Here is a 15,105-nt window from a genome sequence, read left to right as displayed (position 1 = left end):
CACCGTCGCGTCACCCACGTATGGACGGAGGGTGACGGCGGTGCAAAGCTTCAAGAACTCCATCCTCCTCACCGTCGCACCGGGAGGCACGAGCAACATGGGCGACAAGACGCAACGGCAACAACCCGGAGCCGCCGGCAGGGCACCCACGGCCGACCGGCCCTCATCCGTACGGAACGTGGTGCTGGTCGGCCATACCGGCGCGGGGAAGACCACCCTGGTCGAGGCCCTCGCCCTGACCGCCGGGGCGCTGAACCGGGCCGGCCGGGTCGAGGACGGCGGCACCGTCTCCGACTACGACGAGATCGAGCACCGCCAGCAGCGCTCGGTCCAGCTCTCGCTCGTCCCGGTCGAATGGGGCGGAATCAAGATCAACATCCTGGACACCCCCGGATACGCCGACTTCGTCGGGGAACTAAGGGCCGGTCTGCGCGCCGCGGACGCGGCCCTTTTCGTCATCTCCGCCTCCGACGGGGTCGACGGAGCCACCCGCATGCTGTGGGAGGAATGCGCCGCCGTCGGCATGCCCCGGGCCATCGTCGTCACCCATCTGGAGGCATCCCGCGCCGATTACGCCCAGATGACCTCCGTCTGCGGCGAGATCTTCGGCGGCGACGACCCCGACGCCGTCGTCCCCCTCTACCTGCCGCTGTACGGGCCCCCCGGCCCCGACGGCCACTCCCCCGTCCACGGCCTGCTCGGCCTGCTCTCCCGCCGGGTCTACGACTACCGCTCGGGCGAACGCGTGGAACGCGACCCCGACCCCGCCGAACTCGAACTCATCTCCGAGGCCCGCAACCGCCTCATCGAGGGGATCATCGCCGAGAGCGAGGACGAGTCCCTGATGGACCGCTACCTCGGCGGCGAGGAGATCGACCTCAAGACCCTCGTCGAGGACCTGGAGCGGGCCGTCGCACGCGGCACCTTCCACCCCGTCCTCATGGCCGCCCCGGCCGCCGACGGCGCCCGCCAGGGCCTCGGCACCGTCGAACTCCTCGAACTGGTCACCGGCGGTTTCCCCACCCCCCTCGAACGGCCCCCCGTCGCCGTCACCACCCCGGACGGCAGCAGCCGCCCGGACGTCGTCTGCGACCCCGACGGCCCCCTGGTCGCCGAGGTCGTCAAGACCTCCTCCGACCCCTACGTCGGCCGGATCTCCCTGGTCCGCGTCTTCTCCGGCACCCTCCGCCCGGACACCACCGTGCACGTCTCCGGCCACGGCCTCGCGGACCGCGGCCACGAGGACCACGACGTGGACGAGAAGATCGGCGCCCTCACCGCCCCCTTCGGCAAGCAGCAGCGCACCCTCGGCCAGGCCATCGCCGGCGACCTCGCCTGCGTCGCCAAGCTCACCCGCGCCGAGACCGGCGACACCCTCTCCGCCAAGGAGAGCCCCCTGCTCATGCAGCCCTGGGTGATGCCCGACCCGCTGCTCCCCGTCGCCATCGAGGCGCACAGCAAGGCCGACGAGGACAAGCTCTCCCAGGGCCTGGCCCGGCTCGTCGCCGAGGACCCCACCATGCGGCTGGAGCAGAACCCGCACACCCACCAGGTCGTGCTGTGGTGCCTGGGCGAAGCCCACCAGGACCTGGCCCTCGACCGGCTGCGCACCCGCTACGGCGTCCAGGTCGACCCCGTCCCGCACAAGGTCAGCCTCCGCGAGACCTTCGGCGAGCGGGCCAGCGGCCGCGGCCGGCACGTCAAGCAGTCCGGCGGCCACGGCCAGTACGCCATCTGCGAGATCGAGGTGGAACCCCTGCCGCCCGGCAGTGGCATCGAGTTCGTCGACAAGGTGGTCGGCGGGGCGGTCCCCCGCCAGTTCATCCCCTCCGTGGAGAAGGGCGTGCGCGCCCAGGCCGCCAAGGGCGTCGCGGCCGGCTACCCGCTGGTCGACGTACGCGTCACCCTGCGGGACGGCAAGGCGCACTCGGTCGACTCCTCCGACGCCGCCTTCCAGACGGCGGGCGCCCTGGCCCTGCGCGAGGCGGCCGCCGAGGCCCGCATCCACCTCCTCGAACCCGTCGCCGAGCTGGCCGTGATGGTCCCCGACGAGTACGTCGGCCCGGTGATGAGCGACCTGGCCGGGCGCCGCGGCCGGGTGGTCGGCACCGAACCGGCCGGCCCCGGCCGCAGCCTGGTCCGCGCCGAGATCCCCGAGATCGAGATCGGCCGGTACGCGGTCGACCTGCGCTCCGTCTCCCACGGCACCGGCCGCTTCGACCGCAGTTACGCCCGCCACGAACCCATGCCGCCCCAGTTGGCGGACAAGATTCGCGAACAGGCGGAGAGGGGAACCTAATTGTCATAGCGTGTGACCGGCCGCCCACCCAACGCACTTGCGGTGGGCGGCGTTTCCCTGTCCCATGAAAGGCCGGGGAAGGCACACGGAGCACCACGGAACGGCACGTATTGGGGGCGGCAGCGGTGGCGGACGACGGTTTCGACTTCAGGCCGGGGGCGCAGGTCCCGCTCCAGGGCGGGGGCGGCCAGACCGCCGCGACCAACGCGCTCGCCTCCGCCGCCTACCGGGACGGCTACGGCACCCCCCTGTCCGACATAACCAAGGCCGACAACGAGCACTACAAGTCGACCGTCAAGCCGGGCCGCTCCTGGGCCACCATCTTCAGGCCGAGCCTCGGCGAGGCCTTCAGCCGGGCCGTCGAGACCCGGATGCTCGGCGCCGGCCGCAAGCCCCTGATCCAGGCCTTCGGCGCCGACCCGCAGACCGTCGTCGAGCACTGCCTCTCCGCCAACCGCATCCGCCGGGAACGCGACAAGAAGCTGCGGCTGATCACCCTGGTGTGCGGGGTGCTGTTCCTGCCCGGCATGCTGCTCTGGATGGGCCTCTTCCAGCTGCGGAAGTCCCTCGCCAAGAGCGAGGGCAAGCACACCTCCTGGCTGGGCACCACCATCCTGGTCGGGATCGCCCTGGTCGTGGCCGTCCTGATGTTCCGGCTGCCCTACTCCGGCTTCTGGGCCTACTACCTCCGGGGCATGATCATCGCCCCGGCCGTCGGCTGGCTCCTCGCCCGCCGGATCTGCCTGAACACCGCCGTCGACCTGCGTTCCCGCTGGGACGGCCTGCTCTCGGGCGGCGGCGTCGCGGCGAAGATCCCCGAGGCGGTGCCCGGCAACCCGGGAGAGAAGTCCGCCGAGGAACTCCGCCACCAGCTGGCCAAGCTCACCGCCGAGGACCGCAGCAACTCCGTCTTCTACGCCGGCCCCAAGGGCGTGCTCGGCATGGGCACCCGGTGGGGCAGCTGGCAGATGGCCGAGGACCTGGTCCCCAAGGGCGACGGCACCGAGATCCACCCCTTCCGCAGCTGGGACGTCATCCGCGCCATCCACGACCAGCTCCGCCTGATCCAGCGCGGCCCGCTGCACACCGGCGGGTTCCCCGCCCCCGACATCAAGCACTGGATCGTCACCCCGGTCGGCGAGGGCGCCACCGAGGTCACCCGACCCAGCGGCGAGAACGTCGACGCCTTCCAGGTCAAGCCGCACGAGATAACCCGCATCTGCAACGAACAGCAGTTCAGCGCGGGGAACCGGCACTACCTCGGCATCCAGTGGCCCCTCTGGGACGGCCAGCTCGTGATCACCATGATGGTCACCGTCACCGTCCTCTACCAGACCCTGCGGATCGAGGTCACCGGCCACGCGCTCGGCCCCGTCCACGGACTCTTCACCACGAAGTCCGAGCCGGAGAAGAAGGAAGTGGCCAAGACCTTCCGGTTCTGGGAGACCACCGAGCACGTCCTCCCGGTGGTCGACACCTCCGAGGTCGTCCGCCTGATGGTCCGGGCCCCGCTCACCTGGTACCCGCCGCTGCTGGAGTGGCTCGGCGGCAAGCTGGTCCTGCCGGAGCCCTTCGGAGTACGGCACGTCTGGGCCGGCTCGATGTGGCGGCACCGCTTCATGGCGGACGACGCGATCCGCACCGCCACTCCCGTACTGCGCGTGGTGCACGCCGCCGCGCTGCGGGTGCTGGAGGAGAACAACTGCGACGTCGAGAAGTTCTCCAACCGCGCCGCGGTGGTCAGCGGCCTCGTCCAGGACGCGGCCCCGCGCAAGGCGGACGTGTACGACGCGTAGACCTCTCGCCGGGGTGCCGCCATCCGAAGGAACCCCGCGTGCCGCACGCCCGGCCCGGTGCCGCCGCGGGGAACACCTTCAGGGACGCAGGTCCCACGTAAGGCGGTCCACATGGCTGACAAGACCGTGGATGCGGCGAAGGCCCGCGCGGCCCGGCAGAAGAAGGAGGAGCGGCCCAGCGCGGAGGACACCCCGATCCTCCGCGGCCGAGCGGCCCTCTTCGCGCGCAGACTCAGCAAGAAGACCCCCGTCTGGGCCTCCCGCCGCGAGATGGGGCCGTGGGAACAGAAGGAGGGCCTCCTCGCGCGGATCGCCGAGCTGGAGCCCATCCTGGGAGCGGCCGAGCGGCGTGCGCTCAGGGATCCCGACCGGCGCGACGTCGCCACGCAGTACGCGGCTCAAGCCCGCAGCGAGCTCGACATCGCCAAAGCCGTGCTGGAGCACCACAGCCACGCCCTGATGCGCCGGGCCTCGCACCTGGGCGTCGCCCAGTCCCATGTCGACTCCGCGCTGAACCTCATGATCTGGCTGTGCTCGGCCGACGACATCAAGGCCCTGCTGCCCCAGATGCTCCGCTTGATCGACGATCAGTTCGCCACCGGCGACCCCCAGCGGATCAGGGCGACGGAGATCGCCCACGCCCTCCGGGAGAAGAACAGCACCATCTCCACCAGTGACCGGGCCTTCCTCGCGGGGACGGTCAGTCTCGCCCGGCGCCTGATCCGCAAGGAGACCCTCCGGGTCCGCAGCTTCGTGCGGATCGTGCTGGTGGTCGCCTGGGCCCTGCTCGTGGCGGCAGCCGCCCTCGCGGTCCTCACCTTCCGGTGGAGCGACGAGGTCCCCCTCTGCTTCACGCCGGAGAACATGAGGGAGTACCACATCATCTGCCCCACCGGGAGCACCACTCCGGTCCCCCCGACTGAGCCCCCCACCACCGCGGAAGTCAGGAGTGCCACGCAACGGGCGGACTACCTCGTGGTCCAGATCGGCGGCGTTCTGGCCGCGTCGGTCGCCGCAGCGGCCACCCTGCGCCGCATCAGGGGCACGTCCCTGCCGTACAACGTGCCCGTCGCCCTCGCGTTCCTCAAACTGCCCATGGGGGCGCTGACAGCACCTCTCGGGCTGCTGCTGATGCGCGGTGGCTTCATTCCGGGGCTCAGCGCCCTGGACTCATCGGCCCAGATCATCGCCTGGGCCATCGTCTTCGGCTACTCGCAGCAACTGTTCACCAGGTTCGTCGACGCCCAGGGGCAAGCCCTGCTGAACGCCGTACACGGCCACCAGGCCGCCGCCCAGCAGGCCGCTCACCCCTGAGCCGTGCAACGGCAGGGTTGCTAGTCGAGCGGCCAGGCGTCCGCCAGCATCTGGCGGGTGTCGGCGAGGAGCTGGGGCAGGATGCGGGTGTGGCCGACGATCGGCATGAAGTTCGTGTCCCCGCCCCAGCGGGGCACGATGTGCTGGTGCAGGTGCGCGGCGATGCCGGCGCCGGCGGCCGCGCCCTGGTTCATGCCGATGTTGAAGCCGTGCGCCCCGGAGGCCTTGCGCAGCGCGACCATGGCCCGCTTGGTGAGGTCGGCGAGCTCGACCGTCTCCGGGCCGTCCAGCTCGGTGTAGTCGGCGACGTGCCGGTAGGGGACGACCATCATGTGACCGCCGTTGTAGGGGTAGAGGTTCAGCACCGCGTACACGTGCTTGCCACGGGCCACGACCAGACCGTCCCCGTCGGACATCTCCGGAATCCCGCAGAACGGACAGCCGTCGCCGGCCTCCGGGCCGGTCGGCTTGTTCTCGCCCTGGATGTAGGCCATCCGGTGGGGGGTCCAAAGCCGCTGGAACGCGTCCTGCGTCCCCACGCCGTTCTGCTGCTCCGGGTCAAGGGTCATGGGATGCAGCATATGACCTCGCCGGGCGGTACGAGGAAGGCCCCCGGGAAGTGATCGCTTCCCGGGGGCCTTCCTCGTACGTTCCTCGTACGGTCCTCTTGCGGAGCCCGGCCGTCAGACCTGGACGCGGTCCTCGACGACCTTGACCAGCTTGGCGAGGGCCTCGTCCTTGGGGATGCCGTTCTCCTGCGAACCGTCGCGGTAGCGGAAGGAGACCGTGCCCGCAGCCATGTCCTCGTCGCCGACGATGATCATGAACGGGACCTTCTGCTTCTGCCAGGTCCGGATCTTCTTCTGCATGCGGTCGGACGAGGCGTCCACCTCGACCCGCAGGCCCTTCTTCTTCGCCTCGGCGGCGAACTCCTGCAGGTACTCGACGTGCGCGTCGCCGATCGGGATGCCGACCGCCTGGACCGGGGCCAGCCACGGCGGCATGGCGCCCGCGTAGTGCTCCAGCAGTACCGCGAAGAAGCGCTCGATCGAGCCGAACAGCGCGCGGTGGATCATGACCGGGCGCTGGCGCGAGCCGTCGGCCGCGGTGTACTCCAGGTCGAAACGCTCCGGGAGGTTGAAGTCGAGCTGGACGGTCGACATCTGCCAGGTGCGGCCGATGGCGTCGCGCGCCTGCACGGAGATCTTCGGGCCGTAGAACGCGGCGCCGCCCGGGTCGGGGGTCAGCGGGAGGCCCTGCTTCTCGGCGACCTGCTGGAGGACCGCGGTGGCCTCCTCCCAGACCTCGTCCGAGCCGACGAACTTGGTCTCGTCCTTGGTGGACAGCTCCAGGTAGAAGTCGGTCAGGCCGTAGTCGCGCAGCAGGTTGAGCACGAAGGTGAGGGTGCGGTCGAGCTCGTCGGCCATCTGCTCACGGGTGCAGTAGATGTGCGCGTCGTCCTGGGTGAAGCCGCGGGCCCGGGTCAGGCCGTGGACCACGCCCGACTTCTCGTACCGGTACACGGTGCCGAACTCGAACAGGCGCAGCGGCAGTTCGCGGTAGGAGCGGCCGCGCGCGTCGAAGATCAGGTTGTGCATCGGGCAGTTCATGGGCTTGAGGTAGTAATCGGTACCACCGTCGAGCTGCATGGGGGGGTACATGCCCTCCGCGTACCAGTCCAGGTGGCCGCTCTTCTCGAAGAGCGCGCCCTTGGTGGCGTGCGGGGAGTAGACGAACTCGTAGCCCTCCTCCTCGTGCCGGCGGCGCGAGTAGTCCTCCATGGTGCGGCGGATGATGCCGCCCTTGGGGTGGAAGACGGCGAGGCCGGAGCCGATCTCGTCCGGGATGGAGAACAGGTCCAGCTCGTTGCCGAGCTTGCGGTGGTCGCGCTTCTCGGCCTCGGCGAGGAAGTCGAGGTGCGCCTTCAGCTCGTCCTTCGAGGGCCAGGCGGTCCCGTAGATGCGCTGGAGCATCGGGTTCTTCTCGCTGCCGCGCCAGTAGGCGGCCGCGTTGCGCATCAGCTTGAACGCCGGGATGTTCCGGGTGGTGGGCAGGTGCGGACCGCGGCAGAGGTCCTTCCAGCACAGCTCGCCGGTCTTGGCGTCCAGGTTGTCGTAGATGGTCAGCTCGCCGGCACCGACCTCGACGTTCGCGCCGTCGTCGGTGGAGGCCGAGCCCTTGATGCCGATGAGCTCCAGCTTGTACGGCTCGTCCGCGAGCTCCTCGCGGGCGGCCTCGTCGCTGACCACGCGGCGGGAGAACCTCTGCCCCCGCTTCTGGATCTCCTGCATCTTCTTCTCGATGGCCTTGAGGTCATCGGGGGTGAAGGGCCTGGCGACGTCGAAGTCGTAGTAGAAGCCGTCCCGGACCGGCGGGCCGATGCCCAGCTTGGCCTCGGGGAAGAGCTCCTGCACGGCCTGGGCCATGACGTGCGCGGTGGAGTGGCGCAGGATGTCGAGGCCGTCCGGGGAGGAGATCTCCACCGGCTCGACGGCCTCGCCGTCCCGGACCTCGTACGACAGGTCCTTGAGCTCGCCGGCGACGCGGGCGGCGATCACGGTGCGCTCACCGGAGAAGAGGTCGGCCGCAGTGGTGCCCGTGGTCACCACGCGCTCTTCCCGCTCGGAATCGCGTTGGATGATCACACGGACGTCTGACACCGGTCTCTCCTGACTGATGGGGGGTGCCGCAGCGGTCACTGCGCGCGCCTGAATCGTACCGAGCGGGGCGGGCCGTCCGCTAAACGGTTAGGGCGGGCCCGGCCCGGCCGGTAGCTTCGACCGGATGGAACAGACTGACGGTATACGGCTGCGCGCGCTGGACCTGTCCGACGAGGGGACCGCCCGCCGGGTTCACCGGGTGGGCCGTGACTCCTATGCCGTGGAGGCCGCGCTGATCGGCTTCGACGGGATTCCCGCGCTGGGCGAGGACCTGGCGGCGATGCGGGCGCAGCCGCTGCGCTGGCTGGGCGCGCTCGGGCCGGACGGGGAGGTGGCCGGCTTCGTGGCCTGGCAGCCGGCCGCGGGCGGCGGGGTGTCCGTCGACCGGCTCTGCGTGGCTCCGGGGTGGTTCCGGCGCGGCATCGGCTCGCGGCTGTTGCGCCGGCTGCTGGACGGGGAGGCCGCCGGGCGCGCGGTGACGGTGACCACGGGCGCGGCGAACGGGCCCGCCGTCGCGCTGTACGAGCGGCTGGGGCTGGTCCGGGGAGAGGACTTCTCCCCCGTGCCCGGGCTGGTGATGGCGTCCTTCCGGCGGCCGGGGACCGTGCCGCCGCGGCTGCTGCCGCTGCTGGAGCAGTTCGACCACGCGAGCGGGCGGCTGCTGGACCGGCTGGTGGCGCCGGTCCGCGACAGCGGCAACGGGACGGGGGTCGGGAACAGCCCGCTGACCGACGCCGAATACCTGTGGGAGCCGGTGCCGGGCTGCTGGTCGGTCCGGCGGCGCACGGACGGGCCGGGGGCCCGGGCCACGCTGCTCACCGGCCGGGGCGCCTGGGGCCGGGACGCCGCGCCGGCCCCGCACCCGGAGCCGCCGCCGTTCACGACGCTGGCCTGGCGGCTGTCCCACCTGACGGAGATGCTGCTGCTGCGCGCGGACCACACCTCGGGGAGCCGCTCGCTGACCCGCGAGTCGTTCGAGGTCGCCGGTGACGCGGCGGCCGCGGTGGCGGCGTACCAGGAGGCTTCGGCCGCGTGGCGGCGGACGCTGCTGGGCGCGGACGAGGCGGCGCTGGACACGGTGGGGCACAGCGCGTACCCGTACGGGAGCGATCCGGAGGACCCGTTCCTGGAGACCGTGTGGTGGGTGAACCAGGAGGTCCTCCACCACGGGGCGGAGATCGCCCTCCTCCGCGACCTGTACGCGTCCACCGCCTGAAGGTGCGGGCAGTCGTTGCGCTGGGCGGCCGCCCGAGGTGGGCTACGCGTCCGGCAGGTCCGGGGGGTCCTCCTCGTGGAGGGACTTGAGCAGGCGGTCCCGCTCCACCGCGTCCAGCGCGACCGGCACCACCCCCGTGGCCCCCGTCAGCCGCCGGAAGCCGCCGCGCCGCTGGAGCCGTCCCGCGATGCGGATCGGCAGCCCGTCCAGGTGGGCGTGGCCCGCCGTCCGGTAGGCCTCCTCGCCGAGCACCGCCCGTACGTACGGGACGTCCGCCCCGGCCAGCACCCGGATCCGGACCGCTCCCCCGCCGCCGGCCGCCGAGCGCCGCATCCGGACCACGGTCCCGGTGAGCCGCACCGGCACGGCCGGCTCGTGCCGGGTGTACCGCGCGGCCGCCTCGCGGAGCACCGGCAGGTCCCCCGGCGAGAACTCGACCGGCTCGGGCCGGGCCGCGCAGCCGGCGGGCACCCCGGCGGCCGGCGCCCAGGCCAGCCCGATCCGGGCTCCCTCGGAGCCGCGGACCAGCGCGATCAGGGCCTCGGCGAGCTCCCGGCTGACGCCGGCCCCGACCGCGCTGTCGAAGGCGTCCATGCCGCCGGTCGCGCGCCGGTAGTCCACGGCCTCGCGGGCGGCGTGCAGCGCGTGGTGGAGCCGGGTGACGATGCCCCGGCCGCCGTCGACGGGTACGTACGCGGTGAGCCGCCGCCCGCCCGGAGCCGGCCCGACCAGCACCCCTTCGAGCGCCCGGCGGGCCTGTCCGCGGTTGCGGGCGCCGTGGTAGCCGGCCCGGGCCCGGTCCGCGAGCGCTCCGGCGAGGAGCATCCGGTGCGCGGCGGAACGGAGTTGCTCCTGGGCGCTCCAGGTGGCCTGTGTGCCGGCGGCGGTCTCGCGGGTCCAGCGGACCTCGTCGCTGGGTACGGCCAGCCCGTACAGCACCTCCCGGGCCGAGGGCAGTCCGCTGCGGGAGAGCGCGGTGAGGGCCTCCTCCAGCAGGTCGCCGCAGTCCGGGAAGGAGCGGTCCTCCGGGACGAGGACGCTGGTGCCGGGCCGGCCGGGCGGGGTCCAGCGGCCGTACCGGCCGGGCGGGCCGCCGCGCCGCTGCCAGCCGTGCCGGTGCAGCAGGGCGCCGAGCACGGCGGGGTCGACGAGGGCCGCGTCGGGTCCGTCGGCGGGCCCGGCGAGGTCGGGCTCGGCGAGGTCCGCCGGTACTGGTTCGAGATGGGCTGGGTGCCAGTGCATCAGGGTGTCCCTCCCGACCCGACCCGGGTCATGATCTCGCACAGCGCCCGGTCGTCGAAGATCCGTGTGGTGGGGATCCGGACGGTGGTCCGGCGCCGGCCTGTGACGGGGTGTCCGGCCAGGTTGGTCCAGTAGCAGCAGTGCCGCAGGGCGAGCCGGTCGTGGGCGGCGCGCAGCCAGTCGTCGCGCCGTCTCGGTACGAGCATCACCACGAGGATCTTGGGGACGGCGACCGGCGTGCGGGCCAGCTTCACCAGGTGCTCGTTGTCGAGGGTGAAGGCGAAGGTGGGGCCGGGCGGGTCCGCCGCTGTCTGGTAGGTGGCCTTGAGCTGCACCTTGATGGTCACCTCGTCGTCGACGACGTGTTCGGCGGCGCCGTGGCTGACGTGCCAGTCGATGCCGTTGTCGGGGAACGGCTGGGAGAGCGAGCAGCCGGCGGCCGCCGCGACGGCGTGCAGGTAGCCCACCTGGAGGGTCTCCATGCAGGCGGTGGTGGCGAGGCTGCCGCGCAGGACCTCACCCGGCTCGGGATGCGCGAGCGCCATGGCTCCCCATGCCTTCCAGGCTCGTCTGGCCGGATTCTGACGACCGCTCACCCGTACGGTCCCCCACCGGTGTTGTCTCCGCACGCGGCTCCGCGCAAACGGCGTACGGGGCAAACCTGCCGGGTATCAGGCAGGCGGGCAGGCCGCGCCTGCCCTTCGGGGACGAGGAGTTCGCCATGACGCGCTGGTATGAGGGGCCGCTGGCCGCATTCGACACGGAGACAACGGGAGTGGACGTCGAGGAGGACCGCATCGTGTCCGCCGCGATCGTCGTCCAGGAGTGTGCGGGGGGTCGCGCCCGGGCGACCCGCTGGCTGGTCAATCCGGGCGTGCCGGTGCCCGCCGAGGCCACCGGGGTTCACGGCCTGACGGACGATCACCTCCGGCGCAACGGGCGGTGGCCGGCGCCGGTGATGGAGGAGATAGCCCGGTCGCTGGCGGAGCAGCAGGTGGCGGGGCGGCCGGTGGTGGTGATGAACGCGCCGTTCGACCTGACGCTGCTGGACCGGGAGTTGCGGCGGCACCGCGCCTCGTCGCTGTCCCGGTACCTGGACAACCGACCCCTGACGGTGCTGGATCCGCGGGTGCTGGACAAGCACCTGGACCGGTACCGCAAGGGCCGCCGGACGCTGACGGACCTCTGTGCGCACTACGGGATAGAGCTGGCGGAGGCGCACGACGCGGCGGCGGACGCGCTGGCCTCGCTGGAGGTGGTGCGGGCGGTGGGCCGCCGGTTCGCCTCGCGGCTGGAGCGGCTGAGCCCGGCGGAGCTGCACACCCTGCAGGCGGTGTGGCACGCGGCTCAGGCGCGGGGCCTGCAGGCGTGGTTCGCGCGCAACGGTACGGAGGAGGCGGTGGACCCGCACTGGCCGCTGCGCCCGGACCTGCCGACTGCCGCGTGAGGCACGTACCCGCCGCACCCGCGTCACCGGCCGAGGTGGCCGCGCGGAACGGGCGTACGGGGCAACGAAAAAGCCGGTCCGTCTGAGACGGACCGGCCTCTCCCGGTGGGCGATACTGGGATCGAACCAGTGACCCCTTCGGTGTGAACGAAGTGCTCTCCCGCTGAGCTAATCGCCCGGGAACGCACTGAACCATACAGGCCCGTGGAGGTTCGTTCAAACCGCTTCCAGCCGGGCGGCCAGGCCGCGGCGTCCGGAGCGCATCATCAGGGCGTGGTTGAGCCGGAAGAAGGGCCGCCCGGGGACGGCCAGCCGCCGCATCAGGGGCTTGCGGACGACGACCTCCTGGTCGTAGACGGCGCGGGTGCCGCCGGCCGGGGCCGGCAGCAGGGTCCACCGCACCCACCCTTCGAGGTCGCCGCCCAGCGCCGCCTCCAGCACCCCGCCGCCGGGGTCGGTGCGCCGGGCGGTGACGGTGACGCGCAGGTCGTACGGGAGGAGGGAGCGGAAGACGGCGGTGCCGGAGCGCCCGTCCCGCGGGTCGGGTTCGACGCGGCGGATCTGGGGCCACCAGTGCGGGTATTCGGCGGTGCGTTCCAGGGTGGCGTAGACGCGGGCGGGCGGGGCGGCCAGGTACCAGACGCTGTGGAAACGGTAGTGACTCCAGTCCATGGATTGAGTATCCGTACCCATGTGCCGGGGCTGTGAGCGGCACCACACTGCGGGCATGGAGAACGCCCTGCCGCCGGCCGAGGAGCTGGCCCTGGTCGACCGCGAGTTGGCCCGACTCGACGCCCACCGTGCGCATCTGCTGCGGCGCCGGGCCTGGTTGCTGGAGGTGCTGCGGGCTGCGGGCGCGGCTCAGGGCCCGGCTCCGGTTCCGGGCGCGGCTCCGGTTCGAGGCTCGGTTCCCGGTCGGGGTCCGGGTCCGGAGGCTTCGGGTCCGGGTGCGCAGAACGTGCTGCTGGTGCTGGGTGCGGTGCTGCTGGCCGTGGCGGCGCTCGCGTTCACGCTGGTGAGCTGGGGCTCGATGGGCATCGGTGGCCGCGCGGCGGTGCTGGGCGCGGTGACGGCCGGGGCGCTGGCGGCTCCCGCGGTGCTGCTGCGCCGGGGGCTGCGGTCCACGGCCGACGCGGTGGCGGGCGTGGGGTTCACGCTGACGGTGCTGGACGCGTACGCCGTGTACGCGGTGGGGACGCCGGGGGTGGACGGTACGGCGTACGCGGCGGGGGCGGCGGCCGTGCTGGCGGCGGTGTGGGCGGGCTACGGCCAGGCGCTGCGCGGGCTCCGGCTGCCGCTGCCGGTGGCGGTGGTGGCGGCGCAGCTCCCGCTGCCTCTGGCGGCGCTCGCCTCGTCGGCGGGGGCGCTCGGGGTGGGCTGGGCGCTGCTGGTGACGGCGGCGCTGGACGGCGCGCTCGCGGTGTGGGTCCGGCCGCGGAAGGTGGTCCGGTGGTGTGCCGGGGTGTCCGGGGCGGTTCTGGGTGCGGCGGTGCTGCTGCTGGGGCTGGTGCTGTCGGCGGGTGCCGGGGGCGGGTCGGCCGCGGTGCCCTCGGGGGCGCTGCTGGCGGCGGTGGCGGCCGGGTGCGTGGCGGTGGCCTGGCGGGCGGCCGGGTCCGTGCCGGCGGCGGGTGCGGCCGCGGCGGCGGGCGGGTTCGCGGTGGTGGGCGCGGTGGGCGGGGTGCTGCGGCCGCCGCTGGAGTCGGACTGGCTGGTGGTGGCGTACCTGGTGGTGGCGCTGCCGCTGGTGCCGGTCGTGGGTGCGGGGCGGGTGCCGCGGCCGGTGCGGCTGGGCGTGGCGGCGGCCGGGGCGGCCGTGGCGGGGCTGGCGGTGGTGGCGGCGGCTCCGGCGGCCGTGCTGCTGGTGGTGTCCCGGCTGGGGGCGGTGACCGAGGTGTGGGCCGGGTCGACGCCGGGCGTGGTCGTGCTGTGGCCGGGTGCGGCGGTGCCGGTGGTGCTGCTGCTGGTGGCGGTGGCCGCTGCGGGTGTGGCCCGGGTTCCGGGGCGGGTGGGCGCGTGCGCGGTTCCGGTGGCGGTGGTGGCCGGCTGGGCCGGGCTGTTCGTGGCGCCGGCGGCGTGGGGGCTGCCGGCGGCGGTGGTGACCGCGGCGGGGACGGCGGTGGTGCTGGCCGGGGCTGCGGCGGCCCTGTGGTGGCGCGGGCCGGGTGTGCGGGTGGCTGCCGGGGTGTGCGCCGCGGTCGGCGCGCCGGTGGTGGCGCTGGCGGCGCTGGACGGCCGTGTGGCGACGTTCGCGGTGCCGGCGGTGCTGGGCGCGGCGGGGGCCGTTGGGGCGCTGTACGGGGCTGCGGGGCGGGTGGCGCGGTCCGTGGCGGCGGTGGGGGCCGTGGGGTGCGCGGCGGGGCTGTCGGCGGCGCTGGGGGCGCTGTGGGGGCTGCCGGTGCACGTGTGGGGGCTGCTGGTGCTGGTGGTGCCGGCCGCGGTGGCGATGCGTCCGCCGTCCGGGCGGGCCGCGGTGGTGCGGGTGCCGGTGGAGGTGGCGGCCGCGGTCGTGGCGGCGGTGGCGGTGCTCCTGGCGGCCGGGGAGCCGTCCTGGCTGGCGCTGCTGCTGGCGCTGGCCGGGGTGGTCTGCGCGGGTGCGGCGGTACGGGGGGACCGGCGCCGGGTGGGCTGGGCGGCCGGGGTGCTGTTCGTGGCGGCCACCTGGGTGCGGCTGGCCGCGTCGGGGGTGGCGGTGCCGGAGGCGTACACGCTGCCGGTGACGGTTCCGGCGCTGGTGGTGGGGTTGCTGCGGCGGCGTCGGGACCCGGGGGCCGGGTCCTGGGCGGCGTACGGGCCGGGGCTGGCGGCGACGCTGGTGCCCAGCCTGGTGGCGGCCTGGGGGGACGCGCACTGGCTGCGGCCGCTGCTGCTGGGGGTGGCGGCGCTGGCGGTGACGCTGGCGGGGGCTCGGTGGCGGCTCCAGGCGCCGCTGCTGCTGGGCGGGGCGGTGCTGGCGCTGGACGCGCTGCACGAGCTGACGCCGGTGGTGGTGCAGGTGGTGGACGCGCTGCCGCGCTGGCTCCCGCCCGCGTTGGCGGGCCTGCTGCTGCTGGCGGTGGGGGCGACGTACGAGCGGCGGCTGCGGGACGCGCGCCGGCTGAGGCGGGCGCTGGGGCGGCTGGGGTAGCCGCCGG

At 73.5% G+C, this 15,105-nt stretch carries 11 protein-coding genes, 1 tRNA gene and 1 pseudogene; 7 read left to right on the top strand and 6 right to left on the bottom strand.

Going from position 1 to position 15,105, the window contains the following annotated elements; translation table 11 throughout:
• The first annotated feature begins 97 nt into the window (after positions 1-97).
• From ACFY61_RS17190 to ACFY61_RS17180, 3 genes are all read left to right on the top strand, one after another.
• A complete protein-coding gene (locus tag ACFY61_RS17190) occupies positions 98-2,299 on the top strand; it encodes an elongation factor G-like protein EF-G2 (RefSeq protein ID WP_389472745.1) in 2,202 nt (733 codons plus the stop codon).
• Positions 2,300-2,424: 125 nt separating this feature from the next.
• Positions 2,425-4,095, top strand: a complete 1,671-nt coding sequence (locus tag ACFY61_RS17185) for a hypothetical protein (RefSeq protein WP_389472628.1) — start codon at positions 2,425-2,427, stop codon at positions 4,093-4,095.
• A gap of 111 nt (positions 4,096-4,206) precedes the next feature.
• Positions 4,207-5,409, top strand: coding sequence for a hypothetical protein (locus tag ACFY61_RS17180; RefSeq protein ID WP_389472626.1), 1,203 nt, complete (start codon positions 4,207-4,209; stop codon positions 5,407-5,409).
• Between the two features lie 20 nt (positions 5,410-5,429).
• Here ACFY61_RS17180 and ACFY61_RS17175 read toward each other — a convergent pair whose 3' ends face one another.
• Complete coding sequence (locus ACFY61_RS17175) at positions 5,430-5,990, bottom strand: HIT family protein (RefSeq protein WP_389472623.1); 561 nt, start codon at positions 5,988-5,990, stop codon at positions 5,430-5,432.
• Between the two features lie 102 nt (positions 5,991-6,092).
• On the bottom strand, positions 6,093-8,069 hold the full coding sequence (gene thrS, locus ACFY61_RS17170; protein WP_389472621.1) for a threonine--tRNA ligase: 1,977 nt from the start codon (positions 8,067-8,069) through the stop codon (positions 6,093-6,095).
• A gap of 124 nt (positions 8,070-8,193) precedes the next feature.
• Between thrS and ACFY61_RS17165 the strand changes: the two are divergent.
• Both ACFY61_RS17165 and ACFY61_RS17160 read left to right on the top strand, forming a co-directional pair.
• Positions 8,194-8,592, top strand: a pseudogene (locus ACFY61_RS17165) (GNAT family N-acetyltransferase); the annotation flags it as partial.
• A 54-nt stretch (positions 8,593-8,646) separates the two neighbouring features.
• On the top strand, positions 8,647-9,285 hold the full coding sequence (locus tag ACFY61_RS17160; protein ID WP_389472743.1) for a DinB family protein: 639 nt from the start codon (positions 8,647-8,649) through the stop codon (positions 9,283-9,285).
• Positions 9,286-9,327: 42 nt separating this feature from the next.
• Here ACFY61_RS17160 and ACFY61_RS17155 read toward each other — a convergent pair whose 3' ends face one another.
• Positions 9,328-10,527, bottom strand: a complete 1,200-nt coding sequence (locus ACFY61_RS17155) for a hypothetical protein (RefSeq protein WP_389472618.1) — start codon at positions 10,525-10,527, stop codon at positions 9,328-9,330.
• Complete coding sequence (locus ACFY61_RS17150; protein ID WP_389472615.1) at positions 10,527-11,072, bottom strand: DUF4365 domain-containing protein; 546 nt, start codon at positions 11,070-11,072, stop codon at positions 10,527-10,529. The genes ACFY61_RS17155 and ACFY61_RS17150 overlap by 1 nt, the downstream gene beginning before the upstream one ends.
• Before the next feature lie 176 nt (positions 11,073-11,248).
• Here ACFY61_RS17150 and ACFY61_RS17145 point away from each other — a divergent pair, with 176 nt between their 5' ends.
• On the top strand, positions 11,249-11,974 hold the full coding sequence (locus tag ACFY61_RS17145; RefSeq protein WP_389472613.1) for a 3'-5' exonuclease: 726 nt from the start codon (positions 11,249-11,251) through the stop codon (positions 11,972-11,974).
• A 106-nt stretch (positions 11,975-12,080) separates the two neighbouring features.
• On the opposite strand, the gene ACFY61_RS17140 is transcribed toward ACFY61_RS17145, so the two are convergent.
• Together ACFY61_RS17140 and ACFY61_RS17135 are read right to left on the bottom strand one after the other, a co-directional pair.
• Positions 12,081-12,152, bottom strand: a tRNA-Val gene (locus ACFY61_RS17140).
• A 38-nt stretch (positions 12,153-12,190) separates the two neighbouring features.
• Positions 12,191-12,646, bottom strand: a complete 456-nt coding sequence (locus ACFY61_RS17135) for an SRPBCC family protein (protein ID WP_389472611.1) — start codon at positions 12,644-12,646, stop codon at positions 12,191-12,193.
• 55 nt (positions 12,647-12,701) lie between these two features.
• On the opposite strand from ACFY61_RS17135, the gene ACFY61_RS17130 reads away from it, so the two are divergent.
• Complete coding sequence (locus ACFY61_RS17130) at positions 12,702-15,098, top strand: SCO7613 C-terminal domain-containing membrane protein (RefSeq protein WP_389472609.1); 2,397 nt, start codon at positions 12,702-12,704, stop codon at positions 15,096-15,098.
• Positions 15,099-15,105: the final 7 nt, after the last annotated feature.

It is taken from the genome of Streptomyces sp. NPDC012888 (assembly GCF_042900645.1).
GTDB lineage: Bacteria > Actinomycetota > Actinomycetes > Streptomycetales > Streptomycetaceae > Streptomyces.
This window is presented reverse-complemented; position numbering and strand designations above follow the sequence as displayed.

Excerpts from the sequence above, each read along its gene's own strand:
- ACFY61_RS17190 (WP_389472745.1), top strand. The coding sequence starts at position 98 with ATGGGCGACAAGACGCAACGGCAACAACCCGGAGCCGCCGGCAGGGCA.
- ACFY61_RS17180 (WP_389472626.1), top strand. The coding sequence starts at position 4,207 with ATGGCTGACAAGACCGTGGATGCGGCGAAGGCCCGCGCGGCCCGGCAG.
- ACFY61_RS17175 (WP_389472623.1), bottom strand. The coding sequence starts at position 5,990 with ATGCTGCATCCCATGACCCTTGACCCGGAGCAGCAGAACGGCGTGGGG.
- ACFY61_RS17160 (WP_389472743.1), top strand. The coding sequence starts at position 8,647 with ATGGCGTCCTTCCGGCGGCCGGGGACCGTGCCGCCGCGGCTGCTGCCG.
- ACFY61_RS17155 (WP_389472618.1), bottom strand. The coding sequence starts at position 10,527 with ATGCACTGGCACCCAGCCCATCTCGAACCAGTACCGGCGGACCTCGCC.
- ACFY61_RS17150 (WP_389472615.1), bottom strand. The coding sequence starts at position 11,072 with ATGGCGCTCGCGCATCCCGAGCCGGGTGAGGTCCTGCGCGGCAGCCTC.
- ACFY61_RS17145 (WP_389472613.1), top strand. The coding sequence starts at position 11,249 with ATGACGCGCTGGTATGAGGGGCCGCTGGCCGCATTCGACACGGAGACA.
- ACFY61_RS17135 (WP_389472611.1), bottom strand. The coding sequence starts at position 12,646 with ATGGACTGGAGTCACTACCGTTTCCACAGCGTCTGGTACCTGGCCGCC.
- ACFY61_RS17130 (WP_389472609.1), top strand. The coding sequence starts at position 12,702 with ATGGAGAACGCCCTGCCGCCGGCCGAGGAGCTGGCCCTGGTCGACCGC.